The sequence below is a fragment of the Arthrobacter sp. TMN-50 genome (assembly GCF_054511125.1).
The window spans coordinates 68,771-94,945 of record NZ_JBTNDG010000002.1; the positions used below are offsets into that span (position 1 = coordinate 68,771).

Here is a 26,175-nt window from a genome sequence, read left to right on the forward strand (position 1 = left end):
CGAAAACCACCACTCAAGGGAGCCAGATGGACACTATAGCGAGCACCCAGCCCGGCACCGCCGTCGTGACGGGTGCCGGCTCAGGCATTGGACGGGCGGTGGCGCAGCAGTTTCTGGCTGCGGGGTTCGACGTCGTGCTTGCTGGCAGGCGACGGGCCGCTCTCGAGGAGACGGCAGACGGTCATGCCCGCGCCCACGTGGTGCCGACCGATGTGACCCGGCCCGACGACGTCAAGCACCTGTTTGGCTACGTCACGACTGAACTCGGTGCAATCTCGGTACTGTTCAACAACGCAGGAGTTTTCGGACCGACCGGAGCCGTTGACGAGGTCCACCCTGAGGAGTGGGCGCATACCGTTGCCGTGAACATCACCGGGGCGTTCCTCTGCGCAGCAGCCGCCGTCCGGCTGATGAAAAGTCAGCAACCGCAGGGCGGGCGCATTATTAACAACGGATCCATCTCAGCTCACGTGCCCCGCCCACTCTCGGTGGCCTACACCACCACCAAGCACGCGATCACGGGTCTCACCAAGTCGATTGAATTGGACGGCCGGCCCTTCGGCATCACCTGCGGACAAATCGACATCGGGAATGCCCACACGCGGCTGATGGAAACTATCGGCGTCAATGGTGGCGCCCTGCAGGCTGACGGTTCACGCCGACCGGAACCCACCTTCCCGGTGGAAGAGGCGGCACGTGCCGTGCTTATGATGGCACAGCTACCGGCGTCGGCGTCGGTGGGTTCACTCCTGATCACCGCCAGCGGGATGCCCTTCATTGGGCGCGGCTGACGAAGGGTGAGGCTGACGAAAGGCGAGACTAGGGGACGCGAGAAAAGTAGCCGGGCAGCGCTTTAGCTGTGGGCCCACCACTTTCCTGCGGGTGGGGCACTACTTTGACAGATGAGGACCCCGTCAGGAGTACCAGAACCAGTTTGGGGGATTCCAGAAGGAAGGAACCTCGTGCCCGTTGAACCTGCCACAGACCGAGCAGGAGTAGTTCACGCACGCGGCAAGGGATTCGCCATTTCCCGCTGTCAGGCGGGCTGGGACGTAATCCTCATAGATAAGAAATTCATCGGTGTCACACGCGCTACACCACGGTAATCCGTTGTCGCGATCTTTGACAGCGGCAGTCGGCGTCCGAGTCCGGTCAGATCCATAGGAATTATGTACGGCCATGGGGATCACTCCAGCCAGTGATATTTCAAGCTCTGCTAATCCTGTCCTCTGATGAGGTTCCTCCACTTTAGTCCCGCCATAACATTTTAGGAAGGGATATTCGTCAAGGCAACATAAAAAGAATTCGGTTTAATGTTCCACTTTTGGAAGACTTTGGCAGAATAGAGGAATGGTCATCCGCATTCCCCGCACGACCGGGCCCCTCCCTGCCGTAGAAGTTGCGTCCTTGCGACGGGCTCTGGCTGACAACGACGACATCACGGTGTTTGTTGACGGTACCGCGGTGAAATTGCCGCCGGGCGCGCGGGATGCCGTGGTTGACCTCCTCCTCAGATTTGCCGCGGGCGACGCGGTCACCACCGCGTCCGCAGCGGAGACTCTCACCACTTCGCAGGCAGCAGCCGCCGCAGGAATTTCTCCTACCTATTTGCGGAATCTCACCGATTCCGGAGTTATCCCAGTGGAATATCGTGGCACGCATCGTCGGATTAAATCGCAGGACATTGCTGACTGGTTGGCATCGCAAAAAACGGACAGGCGCACCGGGGCGTCGGAAATAGCGTTCGAGTAAGCGCGGGCTAGCTAAATCCTTGGACGCCGTGACCATTTTCGTGCCTTGAGCGCCAGGTGGAGTTCAAGACGCACCTGTCCACTGAGTGGGTCGGCGCCGATGATCGATCGGATGCGGGCGAGTCGGTTGTAGACGCTGCTCCGGTGCAGATGGAGCTGCGATGCTACGTCCTGAACCGACCCGTTCTTGTCGTAGAGCAACTCGAGGACCGGCAGCAGCTCGGCATTTTTGTCTTGTTCCTCTATTTCGGCGAAATAGACCGACTTCGCCGAAGTCAATTTCCAGCCCCCCGCGGCAAGGAACTGGTAGCAGCCGGTGGACCGGTAATCAGTGATCGGACCCAGTCCGCCATCGACCGCGCTAGCCTGAACGGCCTGGCAGGCCTCACCAAAGGCTCCCGGCAGGTTCCGAAGGTCGGGGAACGGCTCACTGAGGCCAAGAAGTGTCATCCCGGTGTCGCCGCCCTCACGTTTGGCGAGCTCCTGGTCATATCGTCTGAGGATTTCGGAGGATTCCACCGCGCCCGCACCGCCGGTCAGGAGCAGGACCGCAACCGTTTGAGTTCCGGCGCTGAACAACACTGAACGCACTCCCACGGTCGCCTGCAGGGCCGCGGTGCGGTGAGTAAGCAGGCTCGCCTGCGGATCGAGCGGTTCCTGCAATTCGTCCCGCGCGAGGAGGACGGCAGCCTGCCACGGGGCCGTGTTGTGAAGTTCTGTCCAGCCGGCAAGTTCGTCGATTCCCGCTGGTATCCCGTGACACGCGGCCAAGAACGTGCTCTCACGCTTGCGGCGATGCTCGGATGCTGCAGTGTTACCTTCCAACAGGAGGGAGGCCAGCCGATCCAGGTCGCCACGCACGCCGGAGAGGTGGCCCAGAATCGCCTGAGGTGTCGCCTCATCCGAGTCCTGCTGGACCCATAGATAGCCAACCCGGAACCCGCGCACCAACAAGGGAACACAGACCCGGCCGAGCATGCCCAGTGTCGGGTTGGCGGGTAACACGACTGGTCGGACGGCCGATGCAATGCCGTGCTGCAATTGCCACTGGCTGACGTCCTGAGGCACTTTCTTGCTGAGCAGAAAGTTGACGCGCACCCTGTCGGCCGCCGATTTATGGCTGCTGTAAGCCAACAGGACACCGTCGAGATCCTCCAATGAAAGACCGCGGTTCAGCTGAGCGGCAATGGCCTCCACCACCGCATCTACCCCGTCTGGCTGCATCAGTTCATGCTAGCGGCGGAGACGATGAGACGACAATTGATGCGTAAACGGACGACAATTGTCGACTTCGTTCGTGCCGGACCCTGTGGTAGTGAAGGAGGTCACATCTGGCAGGCGTAGCGACATTACGTCGAATCCGTCAGCTGGCAGGGCACCAGGCGACTCGTGAGAGTCAATCTGTTGGGCCGGACGCCTGTTCAGGCGTTCGTGACCATCCGTAGGCTAGGAGTCGGGCCATAAGCCTCCCCACCGCATCTCAACGAGTGAACGGAGAACCCCGTGATCATCGGCGTTCCAAAGGAAGTCAAGAACAACGAATTTCGCGTTGCCATCACTGCGTCGGGGGTGCACGAATTCCGCACCACCGGGCACACAGTTCTCATCGAACAGGGTGCGGGAACCGGGTCGAACATCACCGATGACGAATACACGGCGGCAGGAGCGGAAATCGTCGTGTCCGCCGACGAATTGTGGGCGCGGGCGGACATGGTGCTCAAGGTCAAGGAGCCCATCGCCGAGGAATACCACCGGTTCCGGGCCGGACTGATTCTTTTCACCTACCTGCACCTCGCCGCAGAGGCAGAGCTGACACGAGCGCTGATGGATTCGGGAGTTACTGCGATTGCCTACGAGACAGTCCAGGACGGCCGTGCCTTGCCGCTCCTCGCACCGATGTCTGAGGTGGCCGGGCGATTGTCAGTGCAGGTTGGGGCCCAGGTCATGACGGCACCGGCAGGCGGCCCGGGACTGCTGCTGGGCGGCGTTCCTGGGGTTCGGCCCGCCAAAGTCGTGGTCCTTGGCGCCGGGGTTGCCGGCACCAATGCTGCGGCCATGGCCGTGGGCACCGGAGCAGAGGTCACGATTCTCGATATCAACATTGGAAGGCTGCGGGAAGTCGACGCTCTCTACGCCGGACGCGTGAAAACCGTGGCCTCGAACGCCTTTGAAATTGAGCGTGCCATTCTCGACGCGGACCTGGTCATCGGCTCTGTCCTGGTCCCTGGCGCCCGCGCCCCGAAGCTGATCACCAACCAGATGGTCTCCCGGATGAAGCCCGGCAGTGTCCTGGTAGACATCGCCGTCGACCAGGGTGGCTGCTTCGAAGATTCGCATGTCACCACTCATCAGGACCCCACGTTCACAGTGCACAATTCGCTGTTCTACTGCGTCGGCAACATGCCGGGCGCGGTGCCCAACACGTCAACCTATGCGCTGACCAATGTGACCCTTCGCTACGCGGTCGCCTTAGCCAACCGCGGGGTCAAGGCAGCGTTCGAGGCCGACGCCGCTCTGGCGCACGGCCTGAACATCGCTGGTGGGCAGGTGGCACACCATTCAGTGTCGGAAGCGCACGGCCTACCCCTCGCCGCCTGGCGGGAACTGGTCTAACTCAGCCCCCGTGGGCGGCCTCAATGATCCGCAGGGCAGCAAGGCTGTCCTGCGGATCCACCGGCACCGGCCCCCCATCCAGCACAGCTGATGCCATCAGCTCGTAGAACATCGGGTAGGCACCCTTTTCAGTGCGGACTTTGATGGCATCGGCGTCGAACCCCAGCAGCCCCCAAGCCAGTTCATCCTCCACCCCATAGGTGGGATCGGTCGGCAACATCCCCGACACGATGGACGGCTCCTGCACGTCAACCCCCCATTTCGAGTAAGCCGACTCGGAGCCGACCACCCGGAACCGCGGCGCTGCCTGAGGTGCCAGGGCGTTCATCCAGAGGTGGCTGGTCGTGCCGCTGGCGTGCCGTAAGGCCAGGAAGGCGTCGTCGTCAGGACCGCCGTCGCCGCGGTGCGCAGCGAGTTCCGAGTATTGCAGTTTGGCCGGCCCGAAGAGCTGCAGCGCCTGGTCAATCAGGTGCGGTCCGAGGTCGTAGAGGATACCTCCCCCTTCACCTGCAACCGCACCCTTCCACGGCTTCGAAACTACCGGCTTAAACGACTCCATGCGGGACTCAAACCGGCGCACGGTGCCGAGAGTACCGTCGTCGATGAGTCTCCGGGCGGTCAGGAAATCTCCATCCCAGCGGCGGTTCTGGAACACGCTCAGAACGCTCCCGCGAGCCCGTGCCAGTTCGATTAGGCGCAAACCATCGGCTGTGTCTACGACGAAGGGCTTATCGACGACGACGGCGAGTCCCGCTTCCAGCGCCGCCTCGGCGAGGGGGACGTGGGTGGCGGGCGGGGTGCTGATAACCGCGAGGTCAAGGTCAGCCGCGAGCGCCAACGCGTCAGCAGCGGTCGGTACCACCCGGATACCGGGGTACCGCACCTCGGCTTCAACCTTCCTGGCCGGGTCCGACGTGACGATGACGTCGAGTGAGTACCGGGAATCAGCCTGGATGAGAGGAGCGTGGAACACGCGTCCGCCTAGGCCATAACCGAATACTGCTGTGCGGATTATCCTCATGCACTCAGCCTACCGGTCGGGGCCCAGTCAACCGGCGGCTCCCGGATGCGTCAGGTGTGACCGCGTCGGGTCAGGACCAGAGGCTGTCGGCCCAGGCGGCGTCACGCAAGTAATCCCGGGCGGGGCCTACCTCCCACAGCTCGCCTCGGGAAGCGAGGACACCCTGGTCGCGCATGTCCTCAAGGGTGTCGGGCGAGCACCCCAGGGCATCGCTGAGTTCCCGAGCGTTGCTGGCTAAGATGACATCATTGATTGCCGCCATGGTGATCGAATCCTTCCGTGGTTTCCTGCTGGTCGGTTGCCGTCTCGCCTAGTTCTGGTGGTAGGATGACGCCTCGCGTTCGATACTCCACGACCGGGCATAGAGGCCAAGAACCGCTTCCTCGCGCGCAGTGAAGCCGAGCCTGTTCAAGGTCATGTGTGCCTGGTACACGGTCAGGTGTTGAGCACTGCGGCTGACCCGCGCCTTGTCAGCGCGATAAAGGTAGTTGTCGATGGCGCGGGACCACCGGCGTCGCCAGTTCTGGGCGGCCGATTCGGCGGCTGTAGCGGCCATCAGTCCATGGAACGCGGGAATTCGGACTCCGACCTGGGCGGTGAGGGCCTCCCGGACTCCCACCGCGCGGGGGCCGAGTTCAGCGGTGCAGCTTCTGAGGTGGCTGTCCCAGTAGAAATCCCAGGAAACGCGTCGTCGGTCGGGCCAACCGGCCGACCGGGGGCCTTTCATCATGCTGCGCGCCGAGTCGAAGAGGATCAGCGCGCCAAACGCCGAGCGGTTGTGCATTTTGGGGAAGCGCCTGCTGGCCCAGGCGGTGAGTTCGGAGGACAGTTCAAAAACTTCCTCGGCGAGTTGCAGGCCTTCAGCGCCGCCGTATTTCACCAGATCGGCCTCGAGCCGGCGATCGGAGTCATTTTCCGGAGCCGACGACGCGGGGTCGCCGGAAAGCCCTGACAACTCTCGCCTCAGATCAAGGTGGGCAGGGGTGCCGGGATCCGGTCTGGCCAACTCGCCGCCCTGGGTCCTCGCGCGCAGAATCGTGACAAAGTCTTGAAGGCTGACGATTGCTGCGGGGCTCGCCAGTACGTGCACTCTCACCTGGGCTGCCGCTGGTTCCCCACCTCGGGTGAAGAACCAGCGGCTGGCGCCCAGTAACTGAGCCTGCGCCGCCAGTGGGGTGACCAGGTCTTCGATGATGCCGTCCGCTACATCAAAGCCACCGGCGAAGATCGAGAGATGCCACCATTGAGTGCTGCTAGCTGTTCGTGAGGCGTTTCGAACTGCAGTCAGCTGACTCATGGCACTCTCCTTCCGGATATTTGGTCACCGCCACTGGGGCGAGCTATGTGCTGTTGACGCCGATCGAGTTGCGTCAACAGCAAACTATTTTGGCCACTCCCAGTTTTGAGCCACCACGGTCTTGGGCCATTCCCAGTTGCTGGCGCTGAGTGCCGGGCTGGCGGGAGCGACGACGCCGATAACAACCAGAAGCCCGGCTGCTGCGCCGACAATCTTTTTCACGAGATTCCCCTTCGAGTAGCTGCAGGTGGTGCTGCGTCGGCATTAGTGGAGCCGACAGTCCAACAATGGGCCGCCCACTCCACCCCTGTCCAGTCAGATAATCGCCCTGTTCAGGACATGACCTAAAGGGGACTGCCCGGGGTGTTATTGCTGCGTGTGACGTGACCCGGTACATCGAGAAAGTCGGGTCTGACGTGGGAATACGGTCGCCTGGCGACAACTTCGCGAGGTCGCGAGGTTGCCCTGTCATAAAGTGGACATGTCACTTTTTACCACGTCCGAACCTGCCGGTTTAGCGCCATCCAACACTAAATCACCCGATGACACGATGGGTCGGTAAGCTTCACTCAGGCGTGCCGCCATGCCAGGGAGGAATGTTCATGCTTGACGGATTATGCCTGGAGCTCTACCGCTACGCCGTCGCGAATCCAGGGTGGACCCGGCGGGGAGTCTCGGAAGCCCTCGGTTACACGCTCAGGGACATTGACGCTGCGATGGAGCAGCTAACCCTGAAGAAGCTCCTCAGCGCCCACGCGGCGGACCCCGAAGCGTTCGTCGCCATTTCACCCGACGTCGCTCTGGCCGACCTGGTGGACGCTGACGAACGACAGGTCCAGGACCTAAAAACCCGGATTAATACCAAACGGCGTGAACTGTCGGGATTAGTGCCGCTGTACCTTGAAGCCCGGCGGGAGATCATTTCGAGCGCGTCCGTCGAGGTTCTGGAGGATCCACACCTCATCCAGCGCGTCTTGATCGAATATGGGCGCGATGTTTCAGAGCAGGTCCTGATGGCCGTTCCGGGCCAGGGCGCAAATGCCGATTTCCAGGAAGAAAATGTCAGGAAAGATCTTGACCTACTCAAGCGGGGTGTGAACCGCCGGAATCTCTACGACCTCAGCACCCGCGACCACACACCGACCCGCAAGGCGGTCAAGGCCATCGCTACGGAAGGCGGTGAGTTCCGAACCCTACCCTCGGTTCCTTTCCGGATGCTGATCTTCGACCGGAAACTGGCGGTCGTAGCCCGGCAGCTGACGAGCAGCGACAAAGCAGCAATGATGATCCGGGACCCTAATCTGGTGAATATCTTCATCCAGGTCTTCAATTTCACCTGGGAATTCGCCGAACCGTTCCCCATGGATGAAGACTCGGCCTCGCCTCTCAATGGGACCCAGCAGGCGATTCTCGCGGGGCTCGCGGCAGGCTACTCGGATGAAGTCATTGCCCGGCGTCTCGACCTCAACGTCCGCACCTGCCGGCGTCACATTGCCTGGATGCTGGAGACGTTGAAGGCGGACAGTCGATTCCAGGCCGGCGCCAAGGCCCGCGACGCAGGATGGATCTAGGGATGCCGGATTGAGGCGTGCCAAATTATGGTCGAGTAAAGGCAACACCCGTTGCTCATTAGTTAACCTTTGCCCTAGACTGCGTGAGTGAACTCACAGGCAAAACTTGACCGGACCACCATGGCCGCTGAGACCGAAGTCGCATTGGTGCGGGCAACAAATTCCGCCCACCGGCACGAGGCGCTCTTCTCCGACCGGGCCGCGAACATCAAACAATCTGCCGTGCGGGATGTCTTCGATATTTCCATTCAGCCCGGCCTCGTGTCACTCGCGGGAGGCAGCCCCTATTTGCGGTCGCTGCCGCTGAAGGAACTCGGCGACACCATCCAGCAGATCGTCGCCGAGCACGGCCTGGAGGCGCTGCAATACGGCGGCGGTCAGGGAATGGAAAAGCTCCGCACCCAGATCTGCGACGTGATGGCAGCCGAGGGCATCACCGACGCCGATCCGGCGGATCTAGTGATCACCACCGGTTCACAGTCCGCCCAGGACGTCGCAGCCAAGGTCTTCTGCAACCCGGGCGACGTGATCCTCTGCGAGGACCCCACCTACGTGGGCGCCCTGAATACGTTCGAGGCTTACCAGGTGGACGTCCAGGCCGTGGCAATGGACGACGACGGGCTGGTCCCCGAAGAGCTCCAGCGGCGGATTACCGAGCTTCAGGCTGAGGGTCGCACCATCAAAGCGCTTTACACCATCCCAAGCTTCAACAACCCCAGCGGAATCACCCTCAAAGTCAGCCGGCGGCAGACCATCGTCGACCTCTGCAAGGCCAACAACATTCTGGTCCTCGAGGACAACCCCTACGGGCTGCTGCGCTTCGACGGCAAGCCGCTGACGCCCATGCGGGAAGGCAACCCCGACGACGTCATCTACCTGGGCTCCTTCTCCAAGATTTTTGCCCCTGGGGTCAGGCTGGGATGGGCACTGGTTCCCAAACATCTGCATCGACGGTTCTACCTGGCCTGTGAGGCAGTGGTTCTCTGCCCATCTCCCCTGACCCAGATGCTCGTCTCTGCCTACCTCAGCGACTACGACTGGCTGGGACACCTCGAAACCACCCGCGCCCTGTACAGGGAGCGATGCTCCACCATGTTGAGCGCCCTCGAGGACTGTCTTCCGCCGTCGGTCACATGGACAAGGCCGGATGGTGGATTCTTCGTCTGGGTCACGCTACCCCCCGGAATCGACACCTACCCACTGTTGTACAAGGCCATTGACGCAGGTGTGGTGTTTATCCCGGGCGCCGCTTTCACCCCGTCCGACGAGCCATCGAATAAGTTGCGCCTCGCCTTCAGCGCCGTCTCCAGCGAAGACATCGTCACCGGCATCGAGCGTCTTGCCCCGATTTTGAAGGAAGCAATAGAGGCAAACCATGCGTAAGCGGATCCTACCGGGTGCGGGAGCGCAACCGGCCCAGGACCACCGAGACGGCCAGCAGCCGGACGGTAAGAATCAGCAGCCGAAGAACGAAATTCAGCTCGGGGATGAGGATCCGAAGCAGGCTTGACCCGATGAAGGCGGCCGGCGTCGCTGTGGTGATTTCGGTATCGGGGGCTGATGTTCTCAGTCAAGCAGCAATGCTGGTTCCTCAAGGATGGACGCGACGTCGGCCATGAATCGCGCGCTGAGGTCGCCGTCGACCACCCGATGGTCGAACGAACCCCCCAGGGTGGTGACCCATCGAGGGATCACTTCCCCGTCGAGCACCCACGGTTTCTGCTTGATGGTGCCAAAAGCGACGATGGCGACCTCCCCGGGGTTAATGATCGGCGTACCCGTGTCGATTCCCAGAGCACCGATGTTGGTGACAGTAAGTGATCCGCCCTGCATCTGCGCTGGTTGCGTCCTTCCCGCTCGAGCTGTGGTAGCCAGTTCATTGAGCGCTATAGCTAGTTCCTTTAGCGAGAGGTTCTGCGCGTCCTTGATATTGGGGACCATAAGCCCGCGCGGAGTGGCTGCAGCAATACCCAGGTTCATGAAGTGTTTGATCAGTATTTCGTCCCCGGCCCAGGTGGCGTTGACCGACGGGTTGCGGGCGGCAGCCCAGATCACCGCTTTGCACAGAATCAGGAGTGGAGAGACCTTGATTCCTTCGAAGTCCCGCGAAGCTTTGAGCCGCTTCACGAATTCCATGGTGCGCGATGCATCGACGTCAACGAAAATACTGACGTGTGGCGCCGAGAAGGCGCTGTCCACCATTGCCTTTGCCGTCGCCTTGCGCACACCCTTGACCGGCACGCGCTCAATCCGTTGCTCCTGAGGCTTCCGCGCCGCATCCCAAAACGTATTCGCGCCGTCCTGTTCGGCGTCCCGTTGCGCCTGATAGCTCAGAAGGTCACGTTTGGTGACCTCCCCGGAGCGTCCGGTACCTTCGACATCCGCGAGGTTGATTCCAAGGTCACGGGCAGCCTTCCGGACGGGCGGCTTGGCGAGCACCCGGGAGGGTTGCTGGTACGAATTGCCGGCCGCAGGCTGGGGCGGACTGGCGGGCGGCCCGGACTCGCTTGGCACAGGTCGGGTCGGGCTGGCAGGCGGGACTGATCCGGTGCTAGACCGCCTCGGCCGGCGTTTCACCGCGTCTGCTTTGGGCCCGGCCCCTACCAGGGGACCCGCTTCACCAGATTCAGGGGCAGCCAAATCCGACTGAACGTGGGTGGCGGCCGAACCGCTGGTGGGCGGCGTCGATAGCTCGCCGGGCATCTGCGGGACCGGCACGTCATCGTCGTCGTCAGCGACCGAGATGATGGGCGAGCCGACGTCTACCGTCTCCCCCTCGGTGACCAGCAGTTCTGCGACGACGCCGGCGTATGGGGAGGACAACTCGACCAGGGACTTGGCGGTTTCAATCTCGACGATGACGTCGTTGATCGCCACGACACTGCCGGGCTTGACCTTCCATTGCACTATCTCGGCTTCGGTGAGACCTTCCCCGACATCGGGGAGATTGAACGTGTTCAGTGTCATGGGTTCCTCTAGTAGGCCAGGGCGCGGTCGAGGGATTCGAGAATGCGGTCGATGTCGGGCAGGTACTGCTCCTCCATGCGGGCCACCGGATACGGCAGGTGGAAGCCACCAACACGCATGACCGGTGCCTGCAGTGAAAGGAAGGCGCGTTCCGAGACGCGCGCCGCAAGTTCACCACCAATTCCGCCGAAGGTTGGAGCCTCGTGGGCCACGATCAACCGACCAGTCTTTTGAACTGACGCGGTGACGGTGTCAAAATCCATCGGGGAGACCGATCGGAGGTCGATCACTTCGACGCTGTTTCCGTCTTCGGCGGCGGCGGCAGCGGCAGCGAGCGCCACGGGGACCAGCGGGCCGTAGGCCACCACCGTGGCATCCGTTCCCTCCCGGAGGATGTGCGCGGCGAACGGATCTCCCGGCGGTGCGGTCCGATCGACCTCGCCCTTGAGCCAGTAGCGCCGCTTGGGCTCGAACACGATCACCGGGTCGTCGCAGTCGATGGCTTGCTGGATCATCCAGTAGGCGTCCTGCGGGTTGGATGGAGTGATGATGCGCAGTCCCGCAGTGTGAGCGAAGAGAGCTTCGGGGGACTCGGAGTGGTGTTCAACGCTGCCGATGCCGCCCCCGTATGGTATTCGGATCACCACCGGGACGCGCAGCATCCCATCGCTGCGGGCGTGCATTTTGGCTAACTGGGTGGTGATCTGATTGAACCCAGGGAAGACAAATCCGTCGAACTGGATCTCGCAGACAGGACGGTAGCCCCGCAACGCCAGACCGATTGCCGTCCCGATAATGCCCGATTCACCGAGGGGAGTGTCGACGACGCGATCGGCCCCGAACTCGGCCTTCAACCCTTCGGTGACCCGGTATACGCCCCCGAGCGCGCCGATATCCTCGCCCATCAGCAGGGTCGTCGGGGACTTCTTCAGCGCAGCACGGAGTCCCTCATTGATGGCTTTGGCGATGGTCATGACCGGCATTTAGTGATCCCCCTCGTTTCCTTCAACGAATCCGGCCTCGTAGTCCCGCCAGAGCCGCAGTTCCTCCTGGACCAGGGGGTGGGGCTCGGCGTAGGCCGTGCCGAACCGCTGGCTGAGGTCGGGCGCCTCCATGGCGAGCACGGTGCTGCGGAGCCGGGACGCCTGCTCGACCGCCTGCTCCGCGAGATGCTCGAAGAAGGAATCGTCGGTGCCGTTGGCCCGGAGATGGGTTTCCAGCCGAAGCAGCGGATCGCGGGCCAGCCACGGCTCTTCGTCGGTCGACGCCCGATATTTGGTGGGGTCATCGGCAGTGGTGTGGGCGCTCATCCGATAGGTGAAGGCTTCGATCAGTACCGGGCCCTTGCCTTGCCGGGCATGGTCGAGTGCCCAGGCTGTGACCGCGTTGACGGCCAGGACATCGTTTCCGTCGACCCGGACGCCGGGAAAGCCGTAGCCGGCGGCGCGATTAGCCAGGGGGACCCGGGTTTGGACGTCAGAGGGTACCGAGATGGCCCAGTGGTTGTTCTGACAGAAGAACACCACGGGGGCGTTGAACGAGGCGGCAAAAACCATGGCTTCGTGGACGTCGCCCTCCGAGCTGGCGCCATCGCCGAAATAGGCAACTGAGGCGGCCGCCGGGGTGGCGGGATCGGCGGCACGATCACGCTGGATTCCCATCGCATATCCCACTGCGTGCAGGGTTTGGGCTGCGAGAACCAGGGTGTACAGCTGAAAATTATGTTTGCGGGGATCCCAGCCGCCATTCGTGATGCCGCGAAACAACCGCAGCACGTCGGGCAAATCGACGCCCCGGGTCAGCGCTACGCCGTGCTCCCGATAGGTGGGGAAGGCATAATCGGCCGGCTGCATCGCCCGACCCGACCCAATCTGTGCGGCCTCCTGGCCGGTGAGCGGCACCCATAGGGCGAGTTGGCCCTGGCGCTGTAATGCTGTTGATTCCTGATCGAACCGCCGGATCAGGTACATGTCCCGGTAGAGGCTTTCGTAGGTTGACGGGTCTGGAGCATAGGCACTGAACCGGGACTCAGGAAGCAAATGGCCGTCCTCGGTCAGCAACTGGATCATCTCCGGGACGTCCCGGGCGGAGTCCCGCCCGTTTACGTCGCTTCCCAGCTCAATGCCGGGAGTCGTCGGTTGCGCAACGTCCATATGTACTTCCTCACCGTCGTTATATACCCCAGATGGAATGCTTTGCTGGGACATGCCCTCATCCGCATGTACCCGGTCCACACTAGCGACGCGATCGTGTGCGCCCCATTTGTGACGCTCTACGAAACGCCGGGGCCGTTTCCGTAGTTGGAGCAGAGCTCAAGGAACCGGGTGTTCGCCTCAGGCTCTCCGATGCTCACCCGAGCCCCCTCGGCGCCGAAAGCCCGGACCGACAGCGCTTGCCGCTCGGCGAGCGCTGCGAACTCGGGCGTCCGCTCCCCGAGTGCCAGCCAGACAAAATTTCCTTCGGCCTTCGGTACCGTCCAGCCTATTGACTGCAGGCCTTCGACCACTCTGGTCCGCTCGTCGACAATTCCCTGGACGCGTTCCTCGACCTCGTCGAAGTGCTCCAGCGACGTAACCGCTGCCTGTTCGGCGATCTGTGACACAGCAAACGGCACTGCACTGACTCTCAGGTGCTGGGTCAGCTCCGGTTGCGAGACGGAGTAGCCCACGCGAAGACCGGCGAGGCCATGAGCCTTCGAGAACGTGCGCAACACCACAACGTTCTGGTGCTCCCGGTACATGGCGAGGCCGCCCACCGCGTCCGTGTCCCTGACAAATTCCTGATAGGCCTCATCGATCACCACGATGATGTGCCCCGGCACCCGCTGCAGGAACGCGCTGACGGCGTCCTCCGTGAGAATGGGCCCGGTCGGGTTGTTCGGGGTACAGAGCAGAATGACCCGGGTCCGGTCGGTGATCGCGGCCAGCATTGCCTCAAGGTTGTGGGTGCCGTCCTGATGCAGCGGGATCTGCACTCCCGCGGCCCCGGCCAGGCCGACACAGATCGGATACGCCTCGAAGGACCGCCAGGGATAAATTACCTCGTCGGCGGCATCGTAGTCGTTCTGGCCCGCGAACGTGGCGAGTACCTGGTTCAGGGCGCCAAGACTTCCTGCACCGGTCACAATGTCTTCGGCGGGGACCAAGAGGAACGCGGCGAGGGCCGTCCGCAGCGCGGTGGTCATCGGGTCAGGGTACCGGTTGATATGCGTCTGGGAAGCGATCGCGGCCAGCACCGAAGGAAGCGGCGGAAGCGGGTTTTCGTTGGAGGAGAGCTTGTAGCTCTGCAGCCCCTCCACGGCCACCGGCGGTTTCCCAGCCGCATAGCGAGGCAAACGCCCCAGCACGCTGCGGGGATGAATGGGAAGGTCCTGTGCCCCGGCGTCATCGCCTTGGCGCTCTGGTGTAGTCATAGCTCCAGCTTATCGCTGGGCAGGAACGGCGCCTTATGACAGCATTGGGGCATGCTGAAGATGACTGTCCGCATCCTGATCAATGCGCTGGCGCTTTTCGCCGCTGCCTGGGCGCTTCCTGGTATCGAGGTGGGGTCCACCTCATCCGGCGGGGACGCGACCGGCGTGATCCTTTCCTACCTCTTTGTGGGTCTCGTGTTCGGCATCGTCAACGCTTTGGTTCGTCCCATTGTTGCGGTGTTATCCTTGCCGCTCACCATCCTCACTCTCGGGTTGTTCACCATTGTCATCAACGCGGGGATGCTGATGCTGACCGCGTGGCTGACGTCTTTCACCCCCATCCGGTTCTCGGTTGACGACTTCTTCTGGTCGGCAGTTCTCGGCTCACTCATCATCAGCGTCGTGTCCATGGTGGCCGGATCCCTCACCGGCACACGCCGGTAGCTGAACGAATCTAGCGATCCGGCCGGGGCGCGCGTACCCTCGCCGCCCCTGGGGGCTGGGCGCGGCGTCCAAGGCCTGATTTCGGCGCCCCGGCTGGTAGCTGGCGCCGGGCCCGGAACAGATGCCGCTCAGCTGACGCTCCGACGCCGATCGTTGCCCGGAGCACGCCAATCGATGCAACGATTGACGGATGGGAGCTGGTCTCGACCGCCTCAGCGCCGGTGACGTACGTACCCAGCTTGTGCGCTGCACCGAGGCCCTCGTCTCCGTCCGGTGCCTCTTCCACCGGGTTTCGCAACGTCACCGTTACCCTGTCCCGTTCGTCGGGGTTGGTAGTGCCGTCTGCCTGGTGCACCCAGTCATCGGCGTGTTCCAATTGCAGGTACCTCCCGCCGCCGGAGGGTTCTCGCCCGGTGGGAGAGCCAGCGGTGAGAACCAGCTGAAGGTTGAAGTTTTCGGTGATACCGGGATCCTGTGCAAGGTTTACTGCGTGCATTCCGCCTTGGCTGTAGCCGACCATCATCACGCTGTCCCCCTGCTTGGCTCCCGCGTCAGTAAGAGCGCCGCGGACCGCGTCCGCGACGAAGGCACTGTCGTAATGAACAGCCTCGACCACCCCCGTCGGGTCGAAGGGGTTGCTGCCCCCCACTAGGCTGGAGCCCTGGGTGCCAGGAAGCACCACGACATAGACGGAACCGTTGGTGCCCTGCACCTTCAGTATCTCAAAGACACCTGGGCCTTCAGCTTTTACAGCGTCGACCCGCTGCAGCAGGGCCGGTACCGAGCCGTCCAGAGAGAGCCGTTCCAGTGCGGCCGCGCGTTCCACGCTGAGCGGCGCCGGCTCCGCGAAGTTGCCCGCGTTGGCTAAACCAATAACCCAGTGCAGCCCACGTTCGATGTCGCCCACAGCCCCCCAGGTCCCGGCGGTGGCCAGCTCGGCCAGGGCTTCCGCTCCCTCGTAGGTGAGCCTGCACAGCTCGATTCGCTGAGCGGTGTCACGTAGCTCGCCATCGCTGCGGCCCAGTGCCAGCCGTGCTGAATCCACAGCGGCGACCGCAGCGTCCCCGCTGCCGAGCGCCGCCGCGTCCTGACCCTTGGGGAGCATCTGTAACCGCCATTGCAGGTCCCCGCAGCGGTGCAGGGCGTCCCGCAACTCGTCGGCCAGGAGCCCAAGCCGCTCAGAGCCTTGCCGCAGCTCCTCCCATTGGAAGCGGATACTTCCAACGCCGCCCCGCACGGTGATGCCGCCCGGTCCCCTATCGGGCGGCGGCTCGACGGGGGTCAAATCCGCTGTAGCACTCACAACTGTGCAAGGAAGGCGCTGTATTCGAGGCTCCTGAGTGTCGAGGCAAACGACCCGACCTGCGTCGCGGCCTCCCGCAATAGATCGCTGGCCCGCCGCACTCCGAGCGCCTGGCCCGTAACATACTCGCTGAAGTTGCGACCGGCCGGTGACTCCCACTCTAAGACGCCACCTCCCGTTAGCCGGAAAGCAACCTCATCCACAATCTCCGCCTGAAGCAGTAGCTGGGAGCTGATCGCAGCGGCAGTTGAGCTCGCCACCGCCCAGGGTTCACATGACCAGTCCGTCGCCACATTCACCGTTCCTCCTAGCTGTCACGATCGAAGGGTTATTGCCCTGAAGGCTACTCCGGTGCCAGCGGTCCGGGAGGGGAATGCCCTGTATGTGTGCACACGCAGTGCGCCCTGCACTGGGGAGGAGGAGTCACAGGCAGCTAACATCCGCCGGATCATGAAATGATCGATGTCATGGCTGATATTTCTAGGGTGCACCTCGCATCGACCTCAACCCAGTCGGGCATTGCGCTGACTCTCGGACCGTTGGACGGCCGGTACAGCGGAGCCGTGGCGCCGCTGGTCGACTACCTTTCGGAGGCTGCCCTCAACCGGGACCGCGTCCACGTGGAGGTGGAATGGCTGATCCACCTCACTCGGAACGCAGTGTTGCCGGGCACCACACCACTAACCGCTGGGCAGGAGGTGGCGCTGCGGGACATCGTCACCAGCTTCGACGGCGAGTCAGTTGCGGAGCTCGCCGAGCTGGAACGCGTGACCGTGCACGACGTCAAAGCAGTCGAGTACTTCATTGGGCGCCGGCTGCCCGACATCGGCATCGCAGAGCTCAAACCATTGGTCCACTTTGGCTGCACCTCGGAGGACATCAACAACCTGTCCTACGCTGTCGGAGTAAAGGGCGCCGTCGAAAACGTGTGGCTCCCGACTGCCCGCTCCCTGACCGCTCAGATCGCCAGCATGGCTCGCGAGTCGGCCGCCGTTCCAATGCTGTCACGCACCCACGGTCAACCAGCAACCCCCACCACCCTGGGCAAGGAGCTCGCCGTCGTCGCGCACCGCCTGGACCGGCAACTCAAGCGTATCGAGGGCACCGAGTACCTGGGCAAAATCAACGGTGCTACCGGCACCTTCGCAGCCCACTATGTTTCGGTTCCGGATGCCGACTGGCAGCAGGTTTCCCGAGACTTCGTCGAGGGTTTGGGCCTCTCCTGGAATCCGCTCACCACCCAGATCGAGTCCCACGACTGGCAGGCCGAGCTGTATGCCGATGTGGCTCGATTCAACAGAATTCTCCACAACTTCTGCACCGACGTGTGGAGCTACATTTCCATCGGATACTTCGCGCAGGTCCCGGTCGAGGGCGCCACCGGTTCCTCCACCATGCCGCACAAGGTGAATCCGATCCGGTTTGAGAACGCCGAAGCGAACCTTGAGATTTCCTGCTCGCTCCTGGACGTGCTCGGTGCCACCCTCGTGACCTCACGGTGGCAGCGCGACCTCACCGACTCCTCCTCCCAGCGCAACATCGGTGTAGCGTTTGGTCATTCCCTCCTTGCCCTGTCGAATGTGGCAAAAGGATTGGACCGCCTCGACGTCGCCGAATCAGTTCTCGCGGCGGACCTCGACACCAACTGGGAGGTCCTCGGCGAAGCAATCCAGATGGTCATGCGGGCGGAGGGTATTGCCGGTGTCGCCGGCATGGATGACCCCTACGAACGGCTTAAGGAACTGACTCGTGGTCAGCGCGTCGATGCAACCCGGATGCGGGAGTTTGTCGCGGGGCTGGGGCTTTCCCCTGCGGCCGAATCTCGTCTACTGGCGCTCACACCGGCTGCCTACACTGGCGTCGCCGAGCAGCTCGTCGACCACCTCGAATAAGGCCGGCTACTGAGCTGACGCCGGACCCCCGTCGAGCATCGTAACGGTCTTCGACCCGTTGTCCCAGCGTCGCGCCCCCACGACGCTGCCCTCCGGCACGGCCCCGGTCAGGACGGCAAGCGCGTCCGGCAGTCGTTTGGCGCTTACCGCGTTGGCGAGGGTGACGTGTGGAACCCACGCGTCAGGCAGTGACGTGTGCGTAGGGCCCTCGAAGTTGCCGACGTCGTGGACCCTCTGATGCAGCTGCAGCAGCGGGGAACTACACACCACCTGCCGGGCCAGTACAAAACCACGCCGTCCGGCGTCGAACAACAGCAGTCCGGCGCAGGAAATCGTCAAGGGAAGGGTCAGGCGTTCGCTTAGCTCCCCATCCCGGTCGCCGGTGATTACCGGCGCCGCGACCAGCGTGATGTGCGGCCGGTTGTGCGGTGAATTGTGCGCGGCCCGACTGGGCAGGCCCGCCGCAAGCAGGGCATCCCATTCGGCGCTGATGAACTGCTCCGTGACGCCGTCGAGGAGCAGTTCAATGCTGTCCACCGGCCCAGCCTAGCGAGGGTGTCGGCGGAAGTCCCCGACGCCCTCCGAGCCGTCGCCCTCGGTTCTGCCGGTCCGCGGATCGAACTGTGGTCGCTGGTAAGCCAACTCTCCCCCACTTCGGCCCCCGAACGGCCGTCCATGATCGGCGTACTCCTCACGAAAGTAGGCGAGACACCACTGTCCCAACTGGATACGTGCACCGGTTCTAAGCACCGACGGTCCGGTCGGGTTGACGCTCCCGCTGACCGGTCCGCGCGGCATGAGGACATACTCGTCGGCATCGTTGTGCACCACCTCGGCGTGGACGACGTCCAACCCGGGAAGCACCAGATCGACGTCGGGCCCACTGCCAATGGTGGTGGTCGCTGGCCCCAGGTTGAACTCCCGTGGCACTTGACCATTCCACGTCGCCGAATCCTGGACAAAGATCAACCGGGCACGTCCGCTACCGGGCGTGTGGTGGGTGGTGGTTACCCGACGGTGAATCTTCCGGTTGACGGTGGGCACCAGCGGGAACGGAGTCGACGGCGGCAGTAGGCCGGGAGCATCCGCCTTCCCTGACGTCCGCGTGCTCTTGGCTATGGGGGTGAGAGCGCTGAGGGATCCCAGCCTGATGTGCGGGGACCGGGTCAGGAGTCGTTGCACCCGCGAAACCTCGACCGCCCCGAGGCTTACGAGGTTGCCCTTAGGTCCCCCAATGGACACCGCAAGGCCCTTATCAGCGAGTGCTTTCGCCAACGCCCGGACAGCATCGAGCGACGGAACGGATGTCCCGCCGAACGCCTCGGGCGAGTCGACGAACACTTCAACCGTTGTACCGTCGGCGGTCACTGTGCCGCTGATCGTTGATGAGGTGTGATCCGGCGTTGCTGGTTCGACCATCGAAAACGCGAGATTGATCTCCAACCGGATATTCGCGGCCATGGCTCAGCTGCGGTGGGTATCGGAACCCGCTGCATTATTGTCACTGGTGGTGACCCGCAGGGTTCCGTTCAACTTCCAGGTTGCGCGCGGAGCGTCGGGCCCGATATCCCGGGGAACCTCAACCGTCATGTCAATGAAGCTGTAATTCACCGCCGCGCCCTTGCCGGTCAGGTAAGTCCACATTTCCTCGGCAAGGTCCGCCCAGTCGCGGATGTTGTGGTTGCCCTGTTGGTCTGGGGAGGTATTTTCGGTCATGAGTGAGTCCCTTAATGGAGTGTGCATTATGACAGACGCCCTCTACCCGTCTGACGCTAACGATCCAACCCTAGTACGGGCCCCCAACTGGCAACAAGCCTTTCTGCACTTACGACCGAAGCCATTTCGCTGCGTCGTCCCGCAAACGCACCTTCTTCGCGCCGTCGAAATTGTCGTAGAGCGTGACCATCATTGATGACCGGGGATTTCGGTTGAACGTCTCGCGGTGATCGCTGACGAATTGCCAGTACAGGGCGTCCCACGCCTCCTGCCACGTGCCAGCCGGGAAGTTGCCCATCTTTTTCAGGTAGTTGCTCCCGCTCACGTAGGGTTTGGTGGTGATCATGCTGCCGGCCGCGTACTGGCTCATGGCGTACACATTGGGGACCATCACCCAGTCGTAGGCGTCGATGAACATCGCCATGAACCATTCGTAGACGGCATCCGGATTGATCCGCAGCAGCGCCATCGCGTTGCCAAGCACCATCAGCCGCTCAATGTGATGGGCATAACTGGTTTCACGGATCCGTTTGATGACGACGTCGACCGGCTCCAGACCCGTCTCCCCGGTCCACCAACCCTCCTCGAGGTTCCGGTCAAACCCGAGGGTGTTACTGGTGCGCATCTCTCGGCCGCGCAGCAGATACGAGGCCCTCATGTACTCGCGCCACCCGATGACTTGCCGAATGAATCCTTCGACGCTGGCAATCGGCGTGTCATGGCGGGCCGCGTGATCCAGACTCACATCCACCACCTCCAGCGGGCTAAGCAGACCCAGGTTGATGCTGGAGCTCAGCGCCGAATGGAACAGAAACGAGTCCGGCGCCGAGATTGCATCCTCGTATGGACCGAACTGGGCAAACCGTTCATTGAGGAACGCTTCGAGGGCGTCCGCCGCCTGCTGGTGCGTGATCGGCCAGTTGAATGCCACGGCGACGCCCGGATTGTCGGGGAATTCCCGCGCTACCCAGTCGATGGCGTCCCGCACGTCGTTGGTGGCGTCAAACACGGGCAGGTCCGGGGCGGCCAAACCCCTGGGTAACTTCTTCCGGTTGTCAGCGTCGAAGCTCCAGCGTCCACCCACCGGGCTCCCATCCGGTTCAACCAGGATTCCCAGTCGACGGCGCTGCCATTCGTAAAAGTTCTGCATCCGCCAGCCGGCGTTGGTGAAATAGCCGTGAATGTCATCGGTGCTGAGGAGGAATCCTGGGCTGGTATCCGCCTGAGCCTCCAGGCCAAGATCTCCAAGGGTCCTGGTGAGGCGCTGCTCCAGCCAGTCGTCGACGACGTCGTAATAGCTGCACTGCGTGGCACCGAGGTCCTGCAGGTGGGATCGCAGTTGTTCCTGGCTGGGGGTCGTCGCCGAACTTTCGAGGTAATCCACCGCGTACCCGGAGTCTCTGAGACGCCCCGCAAAGTGGCGCATGCTAGCCCGGTGTAACACCAGTTTCTGCTGATGGAAGCGGTACTGGCGGAAGAAGAGATCATCCTCTACCAGGATGAATTGATGCGCTGCCGGCGCGTTGAGGTGCTCTTCGAAGAGCTGGTGAGGGAAAACCAACCGAACGTGCACTGCATCTCCTTCGTCCCGCCTGCCGTGCTTCTGCACCGCTGCAATGCTTGCACATCGATGGCTCCTTGCGTCCCGGTTGCTAGGGTGAAGCGTATGACTCGATTCGCCGTTCATGTTGCCTGCGCCGACGGCCAGAGCATCGACACCTTCCAGCTGGACAACCGAACAGGGACGCTCGACCCCGGTCGGTCGTTGCCGCTCGGAGTAAAGGTGCAGTGCCTTGCGATGCACCCGAGCGACCGCCTGCTGTACGCTGCGCTGGCCACCACCCCGCCCACGGTTCGATTACTCGCTATCGATGCGAGCACCGGCGACCTCGTGCCGCGCGGCGATGCCGAACTGGTTGCCGGGATGGCCTATCTGGCGGTTGACCCATCGGGCGGTCACCTATTGGGCGCCTCCTACACCGACCACCTGGTCAGCGTCATGAGCCTTGACGACGACGGCGGGATGCGTCCTGACACCGAATCCTCCGCGGCACCCGGGAAGCATGCCCACGCGGTGGTCACCAGCCCCGACGGACGGATCGTCTACGCCACTGCGCTGGGCGATGACCTGATTGCGTGGTGGCCGGTCGACTCCATCAGCGGCGCCCTGGGCGACGGCGGCCAGGTGGCCACGCCGGCCGGGAGCGGTCCACGGCATCTGCGGTTCTCGCCATCCGGAGAGACGCTCTACGCGCTGCACGAAATGTCGGGGGAGATTGCCGCCTACGCCCGGGACCCCGAGACCGGCGCCCTGACCGAAGAGCAGCGGATCTCCTCGATTACCCCCTCGCTGAACCTCGTGCCGGGCCGGGTCCGGGACGGTTCCGGCCCTGAGCCGGCCGCGGATGCCATCTGGTGCGCTGAACTGCAGGTGTCCCCCAACGGCCGTTTCCTGTACAGCACCGAACGATCCAGCAGCACCATCGCTGTCGTTGCCGTCGCACCCGACGGCACGCTCTCGCTGGTCGACACCACCGCCACGCAGGCGCAGCCGCGAGGGATGAACATCGACCCGACCGGTGAGTTTCTACTGGCGGTCGGCGAGCTCTCCGACCAGCTGACGGTGTACCGGATCGACCCTGAGAGCGGGAGCCTGCACGACTCTGGAAGGTACGACTGCTCCCCCGGTCCGCGCTGGATCGAATTCAGCCCGCTGGGACAGAAAAGTGGTGAGCCCGCGGTTTAGTGGTCGAGCCACCACTAATCCGCGGCACTGCCACTTTTCTCCGCTATTTCCGGAACCCGGGTCAGGGTCAACGGGAAACGTCCTGTCGGTTCTTGCCCTCGAGTAACCCCGGATCCTCTCCGCCGAACTGTGCCGTCTGGCGACTCACGGCCCTCCCAGGTCACCTCAGCTAACTCCTCGGCGGGAAGGGGTGGGTCAGGGGCGGCCGGTGAGCGCTCCGGCGAGGCTAGCCAGCGCGCCCGGGACCAGCGAGTAATAAGCCCACACGCCCCTCTTTTCCCTAGTCAGCACACCGGCGTCCACCAGGATCTTCAGGTGATGCGAGACGGTCGACTGGCCAAGATTCAGCGGCTCGGTAATGTCGCAGACACACGCCTCGGCGTTTTCGCTCGAGGAAATGATGGAGACCATTCGCAGCCGGTTGGGGTCAGCGATCGCCTTGAACTGGGCAGCCAACGACGACGCCGAATCCTCCGACATCGCTGGCCCTCCCTTGGGCGTGCAGCAGGCGGCGAGGGGGTCGGGGGCGATGGTCACTGCTGGAGTCATCCATCCATTATGCACCGACATTGACATCTATCGATGGGTTGGGAAATACTTTAGGCATCGACAACCATCGATGCATGTGCCCGTCATTCATACCGTTCAACGGAGCCCCTTGAGTACACACACCCTTCCCGCCGAAGAGACGACCGGCAAACTGTCCACCCTTGACCGGCTTCTTCCGGTCTGGATCATCGCCGCGATGGTGGTGGGCATCGCGCTCGGCCAGTTCATTCCCGGCATGGCCGGATTTCTCGATTCGCTGGCCATCGGCACCGTGTCACTGCCCATCGCCCTTGGGCTCCTGGTGATGATGTACCCGGTGCTGGCAAAGGTACGCTACGACCAAACCGGAGCCGTAATCAAGGACCGGAAGCTCATGATTACTTCCCTGGTGATCAACTGGGTCGCCGCACCGGCCTTCATGTTCATCCTGGCGTGGGTCTTCGTCCCCGACCTCCCCGAGTATCGTACTGGCCTGATCATCGTGGGCCTGGCCCGGTGTATTGCCATGGTGATGATCTGGAACGACCTCGCCTGCGGCGACCGCGAGGCAGCGGCCGTTCTCGTGGCCATCAACTCGGTCTTCCAGGTCTTCGCCTTTGGGGCGCTGGGCTGGTTCTACCTGCAGGGACTTCCTAGCCTGCTGGGCCTGCCAACCACCAGCGCTGACTTTTCGTTCTGGGCCATCACCATCAGCGTACTCATCTTCCTGGGCATACCGCTCCTGGCCGGGTTCCTGACCCGCACCATCGGCGAGCGCTCCAAGGGCCGCGACTGGTACGAGGGAACGCTCCTTCCCAAGCTGGGCCCGTGGGCCCTCTACGGACTCCTGTTCACCATCGTGATCCTCTTCGCCCTTCAGGGTGATGAAATCCTCGCCAGGCCGCTCGACGTCGCCCGCATTGCCCTGCCCCTCCTGATCTACTTTCTGGTGGTCTTCACGGCGGGCATGGTGATCGGCAAGCTGTTGAACCTTGGCTACGCCAAGACCACCACCCTCGCTTTCACTGCCGCCGGCAACAACTTCGAGTTGGCCATCGCTGTCGCCATCGGCACCTACGGGGTGACCAGTGGACAGGCGCTGGCCGGCGTCGTCGGGCCCTTGATTGAGGTCCCCGTTCTTGTTGCACTGGTCTATGTGGCCCTTTGGGCGCGGAAGCGCTTCTTCACCACCGATCCCCTGACACCAACGAAGGAAAATTCACATGTCTGAGTCATCGACCAAACCCTCGGTCCTCTTTGTCTGCGTCCATAACGCGGGCCGCTCACAGATGGCCGCCGCCTTCTTGACCACTCTTTCCGAGGGCCGGATCGAGGTCCGCTCCGCCGGATCACAGCCAGCCAACTCCATCAACCCGTCGGCAGTTGAAGCCATGCGGGAACTAGGCATCGACATGTCGGCCGAGATACCCAAAGTCCTGACCGACGACGCCGTCAAGGACTCCGACGTCGTCGTCACCATGGGCTGCGGCGACGAGTGCCCCTACTTTCCGGGCAAACGCTACGAGGACTGGGTGCTCGAAGACCCGGCGGGGAAGGGTGTGGAGTCGGTCCGGCCGATCCGCGACACCATTAAACGCCGCGTCGAGGCCCTGATCGTAGAGCTACTCCCAGCATGAGTGAGCTCCCAGTCGCCATCATCGGGGCGGGACCGATCGGTCTCGCCGCAGCGGCCCACCTCCTCGAGCGCGGCCTGCAGCCGCTGATCTTCGAGGCCGGCCCGATACCGGGCGCCGCCATTAGCGACTGGGGCCACATCCGCCTGTTCTCCCCGTGGCAGTTCAACGTCGACGCCGCCGCCCGCCGCCTGTTGGAGCCCACGGGTTGGGTCTCACCGCGGGGAACTGCCCTCCCCTACGGATCCGAACTGGTGGGCGAATACGTGACACCGCTGGCGGCTGTGCCAGCCATCGCCGAGACGTTGCAGCTGAGCACCCGCGTAGTCGCCGTGACCCGCCAGGGGATGGACAAGACCCGGACCAAGGGCCGTGACAAGCAGCCATTCCTGGTCCGTACCCAGGGTCCTCATGGCATCGAAGACCACCTGGCCCGGGCAGTCATCGACGCGTCCGGCACCTGGAACCAACCAAATCCCCTCGGTCAGGGCGGACTTCCCGCGCACGGCCAGACTGAGGCGCGTCAGTTCATTACCGATCCGCTCCCGGATATCACCGGGCCGGACCGGGACAGATTCGAAGGCAAACGGGTCATGGTGGTCGGCGCTGGACACTCCGCGGCCAACACCCTAATCGCGCTCGGACAGGTCGCCCGGGCCTCCGAATCCACCTCCGTCATCTGGGCCGTCCGCGGCACCGGATCTGCTGAACGACTCTACGGAGGCGGCGACCTCGACGGGTTACCGGCCCGCGGACAACTCGGCTCCCGACTGCGCAAATTGGTGGAAGACGGGGTAGTGGAACTCAGGACCTCCTTCACCATCGCCGGTTTCAGTGCACGCGATGCGCTGACTGTCCACACCGTCGGCGGCTCAGTCGAAGTGGACGTCCTGATTCCAACCACTGGATTCAGGCCCGATCTGGGAATCCTCCGAGAATTACGGCTGGAGTTGGACCCTGCGGTAGAAGCGCCCCGCGCGCTGGGACCCCTGATCGACCCCGAGTTCCACAGCTGCGGCACCGTCCCTGCACACGGCGCCAAAGAGCTCGCCCACCCTGACAAGGACTTCTTCATCGTCGGAATGAAGAGCTATGGCCGCGCTCCCACCTTCCTGCTCGCCACCGGCTACGAACAGGTGCGGTCGGTGGTTGCGGCAATTGCAGGTGACGCAGCAGCCGCTGAGGACGTGCAGCTGAAACTTCCGGCAACCGGAGTCTGCAGCACCGATCTGGGCGGCTCCTGCGACGTACCAGCCCTGATGGCCCAGTAAACCCGCGCC

At 63.0% G+C, this 26,175-nt stretch carries 27 protein-coding genes; 11 read left to right on the forward strand and 16 right to left on the reverse strand.

The window, feature by feature from the left end:
* Positions 1-26: 26 nt before the first annotated feature.
* Entirely contained in the window at positions 27-791 is a 765-nt protein-coding gene (locus tag ACX80A_RS04205) for an SDR family oxidoreductase (protein WP_459258425.1), read from the forward strand.
* 559 nt (positions 792-1,350) lie between these two features.
* Positions 1,351-1,752, forward strand: coding sequence for a helix-turn-helix domain-containing protein (locus ACX80A_RS04210; RefSeq protein WP_459258426.1), 402 nt, complete (start codon positions 1,351-1,353; stop codon positions 1,750-1,752).
* An 11-nt stretch (positions 1,753-1,763) separates the two neighbouring features.
* Here ACX80A_RS04210 and ACX80A_RS04215 read toward each other — a convergent pair whose 3' ends face one another.
* Positions 1,764-2,975 (reverse strand): PucR family transcriptional regulator, encoded by a 1,212-nt coding sequence (locus ACX80A_RS04215; protein ID WP_459258427.1) that lies wholly within the window; start codon positions 2,973-2,975, stop codon positions 1,764-1,766.
* Between the two features lie 279 nt (positions 2,976-3,254).
* Between ACX80A_RS04215 and ald the strand changes: the two genes are divergently transcribed.
* Positions 3,255-4,364, forward strand: coding sequence for an alanine dehydrogenase (gene ald, locus ACX80A_RS04220; RefSeq protein WP_459258428.1), 1,110 nt, complete (start codon positions 3,255-3,257; stop codon positions 4,362-4,364).
* Between the two features lies 1 nt (position 4,365).
* On the opposite strand, the gene ACX80A_RS04225 is transcribed toward ald, so the two are convergent.
* From ACX80A_RS04225 to ACX80A_RS04240, 4 genes are all read right to left on the reverse strand, one after another.
* Entirely contained in the window at positions 4,366-5,385 is a 1,020-nt protein-coding gene (locus ACX80A_RS04225) for a Gfo/Idh/MocA family protein (protein ID WP_459258429.1), read from the reverse strand.
* A gap of 70 nt (positions 5,386-5,455) precedes the next feature.
* Positions 5,456-5,647, reverse strand: a complete 192-nt coding sequence (locus ACX80A_RS04230) for a hypothetical protein (RefSeq protein ID WP_459258430.1) — start codon at positions 5,645-5,647, stop codon at positions 5,456-5,458.
* 48 nt (positions 5,648-5,695) lie between these two features.
* On the reverse strand, positions 5,696-6,682 hold the full coding sequence (locus ACX80A_RS04235) for a lantibiotic dehydratase C-terminal domain-containing protein (protein WP_459258431.1): 987 nt from the start codon (positions 6,680-6,682) through the stop codon (positions 5,696-5,698).
* 84 nt (positions 6,683-6,766) lie between these two features.
* Positions 6,767-6,904 carry a hypothetical protein gene (locus tag ACX80A_RS04240; protein ID WP_459258432.1) on the reverse strand — a complete coding sequence of 46 codons (138 nt, stop codon included), beginning with the start codon at positions 6,902-6,904 and terminating at the stop codon, positions 6,767-6,769.
* Positions 6,905-7,284: 380 nt separating this feature from the next.
* Here ACX80A_RS04240 and ACX80A_RS04245 point away from each other — a divergent pair, with 380 nt between their 5' ends.
* Together ACX80A_RS04245 and ACX80A_RS04250 are read left to right on the forward strand one after the other, a co-directional pair.
* Positions 7,285-8,253: a LuxR C-terminal-related transcriptional regulator gene (locus ACX80A_RS04245; RefSeq protein ID WP_459258433.1), complete on the forward strand. Its 969-nt coding sequence runs from the start codon at positions 7,285-7,287 to the stop codon at positions 8,251-8,253.
* A gap of 120 nt (positions 8,254-8,373) precedes the next feature.
* The gene (locus ACX80A_RS04250) at positions 8,374-9,636 is read left to right on the forward strand and encodes an aminotransferase-like domain-containing protein (protein WP_459258823.1); all 1,263 of its coding nucleotides are present in this window, start codon (positions 8,374-8,376) and stop codon (positions 9,634-9,636) included.
* A gap of 183 nt (positions 9,637-9,819) precedes the next feature.
* Here the strand turns inward: ACX80A_RS04250 and ACX80A_RS04255 are convergent, their stop codons facing one another.
* The 4 genes from ACX80A_RS04255 to ACX80A_RS04270 form a co-directional block, all read right to left on the reverse strand.
* Complete coding sequence (locus ACX80A_RS04255) at positions 9,820-11,220, reverse strand: dihydrolipoamide acetyltransferase family protein (RefSeq protein ID WP_459258434.1); 1,401 nt, start codon at positions 11,218-11,220, stop codon at positions 9,820-9,822.
* Between the two features lie 8 nt (positions 11,221-11,228).
* A complete protein-coding gene (locus ACX80A_RS04260) occupies positions 11,229-12,203 on the reverse strand; it encodes an alpha-ketoacid dehydrogenase subunit beta (protein ID WP_459258435.1) in 975 nt (324 codons plus the stop codon).
* Positions 12,204-13,373 carry a thiamine pyrophosphate-dependent dehydrogenase E1 component subunit alpha gene (locus tag ACX80A_RS04265; RefSeq protein WP_459258437.1) on the reverse strand — a complete coding sequence of 390 codons (1,170 nt, stop codon included), beginning with the start codon at positions 13,371-13,373 and terminating at the stop codon, positions 12,204-12,206.
* A gap of 119 nt (positions 13,374-13,492) precedes the next feature.
* Positions 13,493-14,632, reverse strand: a complete 1,140-nt coding sequence (locus ACX80A_RS04270) for a histidinol-phosphate transaminase (RefSeq protein WP_459258439.1) — start codon at positions 14,630-14,632, stop codon at positions 13,493-13,495.
* Between the two features lie 51 nt (positions 14,633-14,683).
* Between ACX80A_RS04270 and ACX80A_RS04275 the strand changes: the two genes are divergently transcribed.
* Positions 14,684-15,076: a phage holin family protein gene (locus tag ACX80A_RS04275; RefSeq protein ID WP_459258440.1), complete on the forward strand. Its 393-nt coding sequence runs from the start codon at positions 14,684-14,686 to the stop codon at positions 15,074-15,076.
* Between the two features lie 10 nt (positions 15,077-15,086).
* On the opposite strand, the gene ACX80A_RS04280 is transcribed toward ACX80A_RS04275, so the two are convergent.
* Together ACX80A_RS04280 and ACX80A_RS04285 are read right to left on the reverse strand one after the other, a co-directional pair.
* Positions 15,087-16,379: a hypothetical protein gene (locus tag ACX80A_RS04280; RefSeq protein WP_459258442.1), complete on the reverse strand. Its 1,293-nt coding sequence runs from the start codon at positions 16,377-16,379 to the stop codon at positions 15,087-15,089.
* Entirely contained in the window at positions 16,376-16,639 is a 264-nt protein-coding gene (locus tag ACX80A_RS04285) for a hypothetical protein (protein ID WP_459258444.1), read from the reverse strand. Before ACX80A_RS04285 ends, ACX80A_RS04280 begins: the two co-directional genes overlap by 4 nt.
* 207 nt (positions 16,640-16,846) lie before the next feature.
* Between ACX80A_RS04285 and purB the strand changes: the two genes are divergently transcribed.
* Positions 16,847-18,271 carry an adenylosuccinate lyase gene (purB, locus tag ACX80A_RS04290; RefSeq protein WP_459258445.1) on the forward strand — a complete coding sequence of 475 codons (1,425 nt, stop codon included), beginning with the start codon at positions 16,847-16,849 and terminating at the stop codon, positions 18,269-18,271.
* 6 nt (positions 18,272-18,277) lie between these two features.
* On the opposite strand, the gene ACX80A_RS04295 is transcribed toward purB, so the two are convergent.
* From ACX80A_RS04295 to ACX80A_RS04310, 4 genes are all read right to left on the reverse strand, one after another.
* Positions 18,278-18,808: a 2'-5' RNA ligase family protein gene (locus ACX80A_RS04295; protein ID WP_459258447.1), complete on the reverse strand. Its 531-nt coding sequence runs from the start codon at positions 18,806-18,808 to the stop codon at positions 18,278-18,280.
* 9 nt (positions 18,809-18,817) lie between these two features.
* The gene (locus ACX80A_RS04300) at positions 18,818-19,732 is read right to left on the reverse strand and encodes an FHA domain-containing protein (protein WP_459258448.1); all 915 of its coding nucleotides are present in this window, start codon (positions 19,730-19,732) and stop codon (positions 18,818-18,820) included.
* Between the two features lie 3 nt (positions 19,733-19,735).
* On the reverse strand, positions 19,736-19,987 hold the full coding sequence (locus tag ACX80A_RS04305) for a hypothetical protein (RefSeq protein ID WP_459258449.1): 252 nt from the start codon (positions 19,985-19,987) through the stop codon (positions 19,736-19,738).
* A 109-nt stretch (positions 19,988-20,096) separates the two neighbouring features.
* Positions 20,097-21,560 (reverse strand): cryptochrome/photolyase family protein, encoded by a 1,464-nt coding sequence (locus tag ACX80A_RS04310; protein ID WP_459258451.1) that lies wholly within the window; start codon positions 21,558-21,560, stop codon positions 20,097-20,099.
* A gap of 93 nt (positions 21,561-21,653) precedes the next feature.
* Here ACX80A_RS04310 and ACX80A_RS04315 point away from each other — a divergent pair, with 93 nt between their 5' ends.
* On the forward strand, positions 21,654-22,733 hold the full coding sequence (locus tag ACX80A_RS04315; RefSeq protein WP_459258452.1) for a lactonase family protein: 1,080 nt from the start codon (positions 21,654-21,656) through the stop codon (positions 22,731-22,733).
* Positions 22,734-22,928: 195 nt separating this feature from the next.
* On the opposite strand, the gene ACX80A_RS04320 is transcribed toward ACX80A_RS04315, so the two are convergent.
* A complete protein-coding gene (locus ACX80A_RS04320; RefSeq protein WP_459258453.1) occupies positions 22,929-23,282 on the reverse strand; it encodes an ArsR/SmtB family transcription factor in 354 nt (117 codons plus the stop codon).
* Between the two features lie 109 nt (positions 23,283-23,391).
* Here ACX80A_RS04320 and arsB point away from each other — a divergent pair, with 109 nt between their 5' ends.
* From arsB to ACX80A_RS04335, 3 genes are read left to right on the forward strand one after another with little or no spacing between them, the layout of a single operon-like run.
* Positions 23,392-24,492 (forward strand): ACR3 family arsenite efflux transporter, encoded by a 1,101-nt coding sequence (gene arsB, locus ACX80A_RS04325; protein ID WP_459258454.1) that lies wholly within the window; start codon positions 23,392-23,394, stop codon positions 24,490-24,492.
* The gene (locus tag ACX80A_RS04330; RefSeq protein WP_459258455.1) at positions 24,485-24,898 is read left to right on the forward strand and encodes an arsenate reductase ArsC; all 414 of its coding nucleotides are present in this window, start codon (positions 24,485-24,487) and stop codon (positions 24,896-24,898) included. The genes arsB and ACX80A_RS04330 overlap by 8 nt, the downstream gene beginning before the upstream one ends.
* Positions 24,895-26,166 (forward strand): FAD-dependent oxidoreductase, encoded by a 1,272-nt coding sequence (locus tag ACX80A_RS04335; protein WP_459258457.1) that lies wholly within the window; start codon positions 24,895-24,897, stop codon positions 26,164-26,166. Before ACX80A_RS04330 ends, ACX80A_RS04335 begins: the two co-directional genes overlap by 4 nt.
* The last annotated feature ends 9 nt before the right edge of the window (positions 26,167-26,175 follow it).

Bases quoted from the DNA above. Each gene is read 5' to 3' on its own strand.
- ACX80A_RS04205 (WP_459258425.1), top strand. From the start codon at position 27: ATGGACACTATAGCGAGCACCCAGCCCGGCACCGCCGTCGTGACGGGT.
- ACX80A_RS04210 (WP_459258426.1), top strand. From the start codon at position 1,351: ATGGTCATCCGCATTCCCCGCACGACCGGGCCCCTCCCTGCCGTAGAA.
- ACX80A_RS04215 (WP_459258427.1), bottom strand. From the start codon at position 2,975: ATGCAGCCAGACGGGGTAGATGCGGTGGTGGAGGCCATTGCCGCTCAG.
- ACX80A_RS04225 (WP_459258429.1), bottom strand. From the start codon at position 5,385: ATGAGGATAATCCGCACAGCAGTATTCGGTTATGGCCTAGGCGGACGC.
- ACX80A_RS04230 (WP_459258430.1), bottom strand. From the start codon at position 5,647: ATGGCGGCAATCAATGATGTCATCTTAGCCAGCAACGCTCGGGAACTC.
- ACX80A_RS04235 (WP_459258431.1), bottom strand. From the start codon at position 6,682: ATGAGTCAGCTGACTGCAGTTCGAAACGCCTCACGAACAGCTAGCAGC.
- ACX80A_RS04245 (WP_459258433.1), top strand. From the start codon at position 7,285: ATGCTTGACGGATTATGCCTGGAGCTCTACCGCTACGCCGTCGCGAAT.
- ACX80A_RS04250 (WP_459258823.1), top strand. From the start codon at position 8,374: ATGGCCGCTGAGACCGAAGTCGCATTGGTGCGGGCAACAAATTCCGCC.
- ACX80A_RS04255 (WP_459258434.1), bottom strand. From the start codon at position 11,220: ATGACACTGAACACGTTCAATCTCCCCGATGTCGGGGAAGGTCTCACC.
- ACX80A_RS04260 (WP_459258435.1), bottom strand. From the start codon at position 12,203: ATGCCGGTCATGACCATCGCCAAAGCCATCAATGAGGGACTCCGTGCT.
- ACX80A_RS04265 (WP_459258437.1), bottom strand. From the start codon at position 13,373: ATGGACGTTGCGCAACCGACGACTCCCGGCATTGAGCTGGGAAGCGAC.
- ACX80A_RS04270 (WP_459258439.1), bottom strand. From the start codon at position 14,632: ATGACTACACCAGAGCGCCAAGGCGATGACGCCGGGGCACAGGACCTT.
- ACX80A_RS04275 (WP_459258440.1), top strand. From the start codon at position 14,684: ATGCTGAAGATGACTGTCCGCATCCTGATCAATGCGCTGGCGCTTTTC.
- purB (WP_459258445.1), top strand. From the start codon at position 16,847: ATGGCTGATATTTCTAGGGTGCACCTCGCATCGACCTCAACCCAGTCG.
- ACX80A_RS04300 (WP_459258448.1), bottom strand. From the start codon at position 19,732: ATGGCCGCGAATATCCGGTTGGAGATCAATCTCGCGTTTTCGATGGTC.
- ACX80A_RS04305 (WP_459258449.1), bottom strand. From the start codon at position 19,987: ATGACCGAAAATACCTCCCCAGACCAACAGGGCAACCACAACATCCGC.
- ACX80A_RS04315 (WP_459258452.1), top strand. From the start codon at position 21,654: ATGACTCGATTCGCCGTTCATGTTGCCTGCGCCGACGGCCAGAGCATC.
- ACX80A_RS04320 (WP_459258453.1), bottom strand. From the start codon at position 23,282: ATGACTCCAGCAGTGACCATCGCCCCCGACCCCCTCGCCGCCTGCTGC.
- ACX80A_RS04330 (WP_459258455.1), top strand. From the start codon at position 24,485: ATGTCTGAGTCATCGACCAAACCCTCGGTCCTCTTTGTCTGCGTCCAT.
- ACX80A_RS04335 (WP_459258457.1), top strand. From the start codon at position 24,895: ATGAGTGAGCTCCCAGTCGCCATCATCGGGGCGGGACCGATCGGTCTC.